This window comes from Halalkalibacterium ligniniphilum (genome assembly GCF_000334155.1).
GTDB lineage: Bacteria > Bacillota > Bacilli > Bacillales > Bacillaceae_D > Halalkalibacterium > Halalkalibacterium ligniniphilum.
In genome coordinates this window covers 1-8540 of record NZ_ANNK01000119.1, presented here as the reverse complement: position 1 = coordinate 8540, position 8540 = coordinate 1, and the positions used below count along the sequence as shown (strand labels likewise).

Below are 8540 nucleotides of genomic sequence, written 5' to 3'. Positions count from 1 at the left end.
GCAATATGGGGTAACATCAAAAATGCTGCCTCAACGATTTGGAACGCCTTAAAAGACTCTGTTGTTACGGTTGTGAAAACTCTCATTAGCAATGTAAGGCTTGCGTGGGATACATTCAAAGTTTACATTTCAGGGTTATGGACAGCCCTTTTGAGAACAGCAACAAACATCTTTGAGAATATCAGAGCTTCAGTTCGAGAAAAAACAAATCAAGCAAAGTCGACGCTGCAATCGATATGGAACTCTGTAAAATCCTTTTTTACTGAAACTTTAACAAGGATGTGGAACACCGTTCAGCAAAAGTTTCAAGATATCGTAAACGCAGTTAAACAAAAGATGAATGAAGCCAAGCGAAACGTAATCGAAGGTTGGAATGCTGCTATGGAGTTTCTGCGCGGCATTGACCTTGTGCAGATAGGGAAAGACATCATACAAGGGCTGATTAACGGAATTAAAGGGAAGATAGAGGACGTAAGACAAGCAATCACAGATGTTACCGATGCAATTACAGGGAGAATCAAGAGCATCCTGCAGATCGCCTCTCCGTCCAAACTCATGAAGCAATTTGGTAATTGGGTTGGCGAGGGTCTAGCGATCGGTATGAATGATACAGTCACAACGGTGAAGAAGTCGTCTGATAAACTAGCCGCTGCGGCCGTTCCTGATCTTAGACAAGAAATAAAGGCGACCGAGTCGCAACTAAGAGAATTGAACAGAGTCATTACCGATGAAAATAATAAAACATCACGTGACCGCTTGAATGCAGTTCAAAATTTCATCGATAACAAAAAGAGATTAGAATTAATCTCGACACAAGATGAAATCGCCTATTGGCAAGAAGCAGTTCGACAATTTAAAAGCGGAACAGAAGAAAGACGAGTCGCTGCGCTCGCATTACGGGATGCGAAGCGCAACATTGATCAGCAGATGTTCAACAGTGAAAAAGCGTGGATTGAAGAGAAGAAGAAGTTGAACGAACTCTCTCTCTTTGAAGAAATGCAAGCGTGGGAGCAAGTTGCACAACGATATGCAGAAGGATCACAAAAACGGATTGAAGCAGAGCAGAATGTTGCTAATGTTAAACGGCAAATACACGAAGAACTTAAGAGTATTAGCGATGATTATCTAGCTAAAGTGCAGCAAGTAAATGAACAATTAATCGCCGAAGAGAAGCGATTGAATGATGAATACCAGAAGGCTGTCGACGACCGAACAAAGGCGCTGCGAAGCTTTGCTGGTATTTTTGATGAAATTAAAGAAAAAGAAACAATTGCGTCTGAACACTTAATTAACAATTTAGAAGCGCAAGTTAACGCACTTGCTGAATGGTCTGACAATATACAAACCTTAGCTGAACGGGGCATAGATGAGGGTCTGCTTGCAGAATTACAGTCAATGGGTCCGAAGGCGTCCGCAGAAATCATGGCACTTGTTGGGATGAGCGATGAACAATTAAATCGTTTTGAGAGCTTGTGGAGAGAAAAAAGTCATATTGCCCGCGAGCATGCAGTGATGGAGATGGAAGGGCTTCGAGAAGATACCGAAAATAAAATTCAGCAACTTCACGAAAAGTCGTCAAATCAATTGGAAGAATTAAAAATCGATTTTATCGCTAAAACAAAAGAGTTGCGAGAGGGTAGCGAGGGAGAATTCAACGTCATGTCAGCTACTCTACCTGAAATTGGGAAAGATGCTATTAACGGATTGATAGATGGTCTTGACTCGATGAAAGGAGCTCTTGCTGCAAAGGCAAGGGAGTTAGCGAACATTGTACAAAGTACGATGACGTCTGTGTTAGATATCCATTCACCGTCTCGTTGGATGAGAGATAAAATCGGGAAGATGATTCCGGCAGGGATTGAAATTGGTATTGATGCAGAGAAGGGTTCAGCTCTTAAAAAAGCGGAAGAAATGGCAAGTTGGTTTGTTCCGAACCTAGCATCTGTCCTACCAAAATTCCCTAATAGTCAACCAATAAGTACTGTTAGCAACAACAATTCTCGCAGTTTCGAACAACGAAACGTGATTAACGTAAAGAGTGACGTTTCCGAACGTCAACTTGAAAGAATGCTAGATAGACAATCAAGACGACTGGCAATGGAATGGGGGTGATCGTTTGGAGAGGATAACATTTATTAATTCGCGAGGTGACCAAATTTCCTTTACTAATTCAGTATATAAACTGATAACGATAGAAGGTTTTGGAGATGTAGTAGCGGATATACAAACCGAGAAATCCCCTTCCCAAGATGGCGGTACGTTTATTGATGCGGTGTTAGAGGAACGACCCATTTCGCTCGAACTTAAGATAAAAGGTGCAGATTACAATGAAGTGGTAAGAAATCGCAATAGGATGTCCTCTGTAATGAATCCTAAACTTGGATTAGGGAAGTTAAAAGTAGAAACGGATGAAATTACAAAATATATCGATTGCATAGCCGATTCGGTTCCGTATTATCCAAGTGGTAGCAGAAATCGTGGCGTGAATTGGCAAAGGGCTTTGGTGTCTTTGCGTTGCCCAGATCCCTACTGGAAATCAGATGATATCACAGAACAACCTACTTTTGAGCCATTATTCCAATTTCCGTTCGAGGGTGAATTCGAAATGGGCATACAGCGGGATGAAAGAATTATCATCAATGAGGGGGATGCCCCTGCTCCGCTGCGAATCGAATTTTATGGTCCAGCTGCCAATCCGATTATCACTAACGTCACGACAGGTGAGTTTATTAAAGTAAACCGTACGCTTGGCGAAGGGGAATACATGCGAATTGATACAACAGACGGACGAAAGAGCGTGGAGTTTGTCGCTCCTGACGGCAGCGTGACTAATGTATTCGGGTGGATCGACTTAGATTCCACCTTTTTTAAGTTGGTTATGGGCGAGAATCACATTGTTTATTCAGCAGACAGCGACATTCAAGGGGCTATCGTCAATATCTCATACAGGAAGCTGTATGCAGGAGTATAGGAGGGAAACGATGAAAGCTTCGGAATTAATTCGATACTTGCAAAAAGCAATTGAATTGCACGGTGATAAGTCAGTGTGGGTTGACTGCGCCAGAGAAGGATTGTCGTCTAATACCACTGGTGTTTATGTAGATAGCAAGAATGACGTTATTAGAATAGGTGATGAAAACTTCGAGGATATAAAGTATTTCACAGAAAATGAGTACCAACCAAATTACAAAGTTATCGAGTTAGAGAGGTGAAGCTAATTGGAACTATCAAAATTTTTTAACTCAGCACCGGGTGACCCACGTACTTACCAAGCGTCAGACTTTGCCGACTACTTTGGTTCTGTGCTGAGTACAGGGTTGCTTCATACAGACAACATACCCGCACTTGCTGTAGGCTGTGAGGGTACGGATTTAAGGACGTTCGTTGACCCTGGGAGAGCAATCATGCAGGGTTATGGGTATGAGAATACAAGTCGATTATATTTAGAACATGCTTTACCGGAAGCGACTTTAGACCGCATTGACCGTATTGTCTTAAGGTTGGACAAACGGAATCAGAGTAGGTTCATTCGATTATTTGTTGTGCAAGGTACAGCAGCAGAAACACCAGTAGCGCCTAGCTTGCAACGTGACGAATTTGTCTATGAACTATCACTTGCTCAAATTAGAGTAAGGGCTAACACATCAACCTTGAATCCTGCTGATTTGGTCGATGAAAGGTTAGATGAGCAGTTGTGCGGTTTAGTAAACTCGTTACTTACTGTTCCTACATCTCATTTTCAGGCTGAATGGGATGCGTTTATGGAAAGTGTGAAAGACGACGGATTCACACCTTTAACTACGTTTAATGAGCATAAGACACAGAAAGCGTCACAAACAGAACTTGGTCATGTGAAAGCTGAAACCGAAGAAGATGGAACATTAGTTTTAAACAAAGAAAAAGTAGGATTAAGTAATGTTGATAATACAAAGCAAATGCCTATAAGCGGTGGAACATTTACCGGTGTTGTTACAGCTCAAAGTAATACCGCCTACTCAACAAGGCAAGTTAGAAACGTAACCTTTGGTACAGCTAATCCTAGTGGTGGTCAAGATGGCGACATATACTTCCAATACGAATAGAGGTGAGGTGATTGCCTAAAAAAACTTTTGTGCGAATCGGAGGATCTTGGAGAGAAGTAAAGAACGTTTGGACTCGAATAAGTGGCGTTTGGCGACAGCAAGTAGTACCAAACGGGCGAATCGGAGGCATTTGGAAAGAGTTTATACAATATATCCTCCTATTCTATAATCTTATTTTTACAAATGAGATAGGGGGAACAACCCATGTGGTTACTTGTGCTATTCACAGTAATAATGGGAATCTTTATACAGGTCGGAGTAATGGGATTTTGGAGCGAAGAAGTCCGACAACAGGTAATGTGTTGAGTTCAACAGCTTTAGCTCTTAACGATCAAGCAATAAGGATGGTGAAATTTTTTGGTAACAACATTTATATTGCAGGATCGAATGGTTCTTATGCATATAATGCATCATTAGGTTATATTTGGAGAGGGGAATCTGGTGGTTCTGGTGGTGATATGCACGGAATAGCACCAACACAACATTTTGTTTTTCGAGTGAATTCCTCCGGAGACTGGGCTAAAATGTCACGTGTTGACGGTTCGCTTTTATTTGAGGTTATGTCATTCGCAACCATTTTAGATATTGACGCTAACGAAAATTTTGTTATTGCAGGAAATAACAATAATGCAATCCTATGTGATCATAACCTTAATGTGGTATGGAATAAAGCGATTTCGGCTAGGTCTGTTGCCATTGACAGTACTAATAATGTGTATTGTTATGATGGAAATGGAACATTAAGAAAATATAATGCCGCTGGTACTCTTATTTGGAATGTTAGACCTTCTACAGCAGGGAGTATCGCAGGATTGAAAGTATCTACAAATGGGGTCTACATTATTTCGGGCATCAGTAGAATAGATAAGTTAAATCCAGAAAACGGTAGCGTGATATGGAATCATGCCGTTTCTACACCCAACGCTAGCACTGCACGTTGCATTGACGTGAACCAGACAGTATCAGAACAAAGTGTCTATGTCGGTGGTACGAATGTAATTACTAGATTAGACCAGTATTAAGAGGAGATTAAAATGATATATTTATCCAATTTAAAACTAGTTAATGGCACAGTGTTTTCGGTTGGTTTTATTCACTATTTTCCTTTCAATGAAGAGTTCGGACTTGGAAAATCGGTGGAGGAGTTAGAAGGGAATGGTGTACTTGTTGAATCTATTCCTGAATCGTTTAAACAGATAGGAAAAAGAAGTGTTTTACATGTAGATGTAAACACAAAAGATCTTTGGTACGAATACATCGACAATGACCCTATTTTGGACGATAAAGTAGATTTATTAGAAAAAGAAAATATCTCTTTAAAACTAGCTTTTATTGAGCAAGATATTGCAACTCAACAAGAGATGACAACATTAAAACTTGCGCTTATTGAAACGGACGCTAAAATTCAAGGAGGTACAGCATAATGGCGAAAATCTATGCAGACATGATTATCCTAGGCAAAGCAAATGGCGGTATTGATTGGGCACAGGTTCCTCAAACAAGACAACAAGAAGTCGAAGCAGAATTAAACAGTCGAGGATATGGAACAGACGGTAAACCTTTGCCAAAAGAAACAACAGCTTAATGTAATTCAGGAAGATCATACACAACACCACTAACACCCGAAAAGAGGTGTATTTTTTATGCGACCAATACGCATCATCGACACAGACTTTAACCTACTCGCAGAAATCGACGATTATGAGAGCTTAATCTATCACCCTTGCTGGCATAAGAAGGGTGATTTTGAACTTCGTATCAACATCAACAAACGGAATACGGATGCTCTACAAAAGGGCAATCTTATCATGTTGCAGAGTGAAAGAACAGAAGAAACAAGTGTAAGCAGGACAGAAAATTTAAAAGAGGGAATACAAGGATTGGTGGTGGAGTAAATGACAAACGTAACATCAGGCGAAATGAGGACACATTGGGAGAACGTATCTACTCGATTACAAGCGATTGAACAGAAGTTAAACGGCACACTGGATACTCAAGTAACTGGGAGTAAAGCACAATTGGCAATAACGGATGCTAGCGATAGCAGTTTGTTAGATGCTGGTACAACTAACACAGTAACCATTTTGTCAGCCAGTGGGACTATAGCCAAACTCGAGTGGATTTTTATTAATATTCCTGCACCTACAGGAGCAACAACTGGTAACCATAGAGTTATAGTCGGCATTGAGGACACACTTACAAGAAGTAGATTTATAGAACTGAACTCCCCATTTAGTGAGCCGTTAACAGTAGGTATGCTTCAGTTCTCTGGAAATGCAATGTCTCATTCTATAGAAAGTCCTGCTATGTTGAGAGAGTTTCTAGGGCGAGGTGTTCATTTTGGAGACATTGCCAATAAAAGTTTTAGAGTTACCTACCATAATAATACGGATGTAACTCAATCAAATACTAGAATGATTAGGGTACGATCAATACAGGAAGCGGTGATACAGTAATGGAACTAAGAGAATCGAAAGTTAATGACATTTTCGAAGATGACGGAAGAACATTTATCGTTACTGAAAAAAGAGAAAGTGCTGAAGGTCAGCTAGTGGTTATTACGAAAGAGAAGGCTACTTCAACTAACTCATAAGCCCGTATAGTTGAATAAGAAAGGAGGGTTATTGTGCTTGAATTAGCGTGGCAACCAAGTTGGAATCCCGACCAAGGAACACCACCTGACACGGTAGTGGAATTCTCTGTATCCCCTAACGAACCTATACAAAATATCTTTAATTTGTTTTTCGGTGCGCATCAAAAGTATTATGAAAAAAAAGGGGTAAGGGTTTCGCCACCACTCAACATTAACAGAGTATACGACTATCGCCAATCTGCTGTAACGTGGGTAGCTGATGTACCACCTAATACTGACCTATTAGTCGAAGTAAGCACAGACAACGAGAACTGGTTGCCAATCGAGAATGGCGATCCTTTGCCGATTAGAGGGCGAGTGGGTGGAAACGTCTATACAAGGCAGACTTTTATAACAAAAGATCCTCTCGCCTCACCACGGTTACACACATTTAACGTTAACATAAAAGGCAGTCTGACACGCACGATCTACAACCCTCGAAAAGTTGGGCTTATTAAGTATAGAGAAGTCGGAATTGATGAGAACGGGATGATATCGGAACAGCTAATTATTAAAGGCCCTACTTTGAAAGGGATATTGGACGTGGTCACTAACCCTCCTTCTGGGCAAGGTTACGACAGTCTCACAGCGAACGCAGAAACGATTATGAAAAGATATGTGCAAAACAACCTTATTACCCCCGAAAATCCGAATAGAAAAATTGAACAAGTCGCTAATGCTCCCGATGGGCAGAGGGGGCTTTCTTTGTTTTATCAAACACGTTATAAGAGTTTGCTTGATGAATTAGAGAAGCTTTCTCTAACGAGTGGTTTAGGGTGGTTTATGTACCTAGACACAGCTAATAAAAAATGGGTGTTTGATGTAGAAGAGGGGAAAGACCTTACATCAACAAATACAGCAGGAAATAACCCAGTGATATTCTCGGCCGACTTCGATAACATTAAAGGCGCTCAATTTGTTAATAGCGATCTTGACTACAAAAATGTTGCATATGTAGCAGGACAGGGAGAAGGAGCAGAGAGACGAGTAGTCGTTGTTGGGGATGCCAAGGGGCTTGAACGTCACGAATTGTTTGTAGATGCTCGAGATATTGAGGAAACGGACGAAAATGGCGATCCTATTCCTGTCGCAGAGATTGATGAAAGGCTTAAAAGTAGAGGTCTTACTGCTTTAGCTGAGAGAAATAGAGAAAAATTCTTCGAATCGCAAATACTAACAGACGGGCCATTTAAATACGAAAAAGACTGGAATTTAGGTGATGTGGTCACTACTCAAGTTAAAAAGTGGGGCGTTACGCTAGATGCTCGTATTACAGAGGTTAGGGAGATTTACCAACCGTCAGGATTCCAATTAGAGGTGGTATTCGGTCATTCAATGCCTACACTTATCGAAAAGATTAAGCAAGAATTGAGCAATATGTCGATCGAGACTAGAAGGTAGTCGGGGAGCTGCAGACTCCCCTGGCTCCTGCCACCAGGAACAGGAGTTAGATTAGTTATATCGCAAAATCACAAGGGAGTAAATAGCCTAAGCTCCTAGATATAGAGAGAGGGGTGTCTATTATGTCAGGGAGTGAAGCTAAAAGGAGCGAACCAGGCATGGACATTATGGAAAGTACCATCGCTAATATGTCGAAACGGTTTGAAGGTGTAGAAGTCGAGCAAAAAGTCATGAGGAAAGAGATTGATGAACTTAAACTCAATGACAAACTTCAAGACAGAGAAATACAAGGCTTGTCGAAAAGCCTAGACAAAATTGTCGAAGATACAACGTGGCTCAGACGGACTCTCACAAAGATTGTAATCACAGCTATTGTCAGCGGTGTTGTAACGATTGTGACAGGGGTTATCGTGTGGGCTTTTACT

The 8540-nt window shown here is 41.0% G+C and carries 11 protein-coding genes and 1 pseudogene; all 12 read left to right on the top strand.

Annotated elements, in window-relative coordinates:
- Positions 1 to 2112, top strand: a pseudogene (locus BLT_RS24090) (hypothetical protein); the annotation flags it as partial.
- Positions 2113 to 2116: 4 nt separating this feature from the next.
- Positions 2117 to 2971 (top strand): phage tail family protein, encoded by an 855-nt coding sequence (locus BLT_RS0114455; RefSeq protein WP_017728488.1) that lies wholly within the window; start codon positions 2117 to 2119, stop codon positions 2969 to 2971.
- Between the two features lie 10 nt (positions 2972 to 2981).
- Positions 2982 to 3212: a hypothetical protein gene (locus tag BLT_RS0114450; RefSeq protein WP_017728487.1), complete on the top strand. Its 231-nt coding sequence runs from the start codon at positions 2982 to 2984 to the stop codon at positions 3210 to 3212.
- A 6-nt stretch (positions 3213 to 3218) separates the two neighbouring features.
- Positions 3219 to 4082, top strand: a complete 864-nt coding sequence (locus tag BLT_RS22740; protein ID WP_017728486.1) for a hypothetical protein — start codon at positions 3219 to 3221, stop codon at positions 4080 to 4082.
- 11 nt (positions 4083 to 4093) lie between these two features.
- Positions 4094 to 5104 (top strand): outer membrane protein assembly factor BamB family protein, encoded by a 1011-nt coding sequence (locus BLT_RS0114440; RefSeq protein ID WP_017728485.1) that lies wholly within the window; start codon positions 4094 to 4096, stop codon positions 5102 to 5104.
- Between the two features lie 12 nt (positions 5105 to 5116).
- Entirely contained in the window at positions 5117 to 5506 is a 390-nt protein-coding gene (locus tag BLT_RS0114435) for a hypothetical protein (protein ID WP_017728484.1), read from the top strand.
- Positions 5506 to 5667, top strand: coding sequence for a hypothetical protein (locus BLT_RS24085; protein WP_017728483.1), 162 nt, complete (start codon positions 5506 to 5508; stop codon positions 5665 to 5667). Before BLT_RS0114435 ends, BLT_RS24085 begins: the two co-directional genes overlap by 1 nt.
- Positions 5668 to 5725: 58 nt before the next feature.
- Positions 5726 to 5977 carry a Gp37-like protein gene (locus tag BLT_RS0114425; RefSeq protein WP_017728482.1) on the top strand — a complete coding sequence of 84 codons (252 nt, stop codon included), beginning with the start codon at positions 5726 to 5728 and terminating at the stop codon, positions 5975 to 5977.
- Positions 5978 to 6538, top strand: a complete 561-nt coding sequence (locus tag BLT_RS0114420) for a hypothetical protein (protein WP_017728481.1) — start codon at positions 5978 to 5980, stop codon at positions 6536 to 6538.
- The gene (locus BLT_RS24260; RefSeq protein WP_017728480.1) at positions 6538 to 6675 is read left to right on the top strand and encodes a hypothetical protein; all 138 of its coding nucleotides are present in this window, start codon (positions 6538 to 6540) and stop codon (positions 6673 to 6675) included. Before BLT_RS0114420 ends, BLT_RS24260 begins: the two co-directional genes overlap by 1 nt.
- Before the next feature lie 33 nt (positions 6676 to 6708).
- Positions 6709 to 8115: a siphovirus ReqiPepy6 Gp37-like family protein gene (locus BLT_RS0114410; protein ID WP_017728479.1), complete on the top strand. Its 1407-nt coding sequence runs from the start codon at positions 6709 to 6711 to the stop codon at positions 8113 to 8115.
- Between the two features lie 158 nt (positions 8116 to 8273).
- Positions 8274 to 8540 (top strand): hemolysin XhlA family protein (locus BLT_RS22050; RefSeq protein WP_161603250.1); only part of this gene is annotated, 267 nt, incomplete at its 3' end.

Coding starts and splice junctions, on each gene's coding strand:
- BLT_RS0114450 (WP_017728487.1), top strand. CDS start 2,982: ATGAAAGCTTCGGAATTAATTCGATACTTGCAAAAAGCAATTGAATTG.
- BLT_RS0114435 (WP_017728484.1), top strand. CDS start 5,117: ATGATATATTTATCCAATTTAAAACTAGTTAATGGCACAGTGTTTTCG.
- BLT_RS24085 (WP_017728483.1), top strand. CDS start 5,506: ATGGCGAAAATCTATGCAGACATGATTATCCTAGGCAAAGCAAATGGC.
- BLT_RS0114425 (WP_017728482.1), top strand. CDS start 5,726: ATGCGACCAATACGCATCATCGACACAGACTTTAACCTACTCGCAGAA.
- BLT_RS0114420 (WP_017728481.1), top strand. CDS start 5,978: ATGACAAACGTAACATCAGGCGAAATGAGGACACATTGGGAGAACGTA.
- BLT_RS24260 (WP_017728480.1), top strand. CDS start 6,538: ATGGAACTAAGAGAATCGAAAGTTAATGACATTTTCGAAGATGACGGA.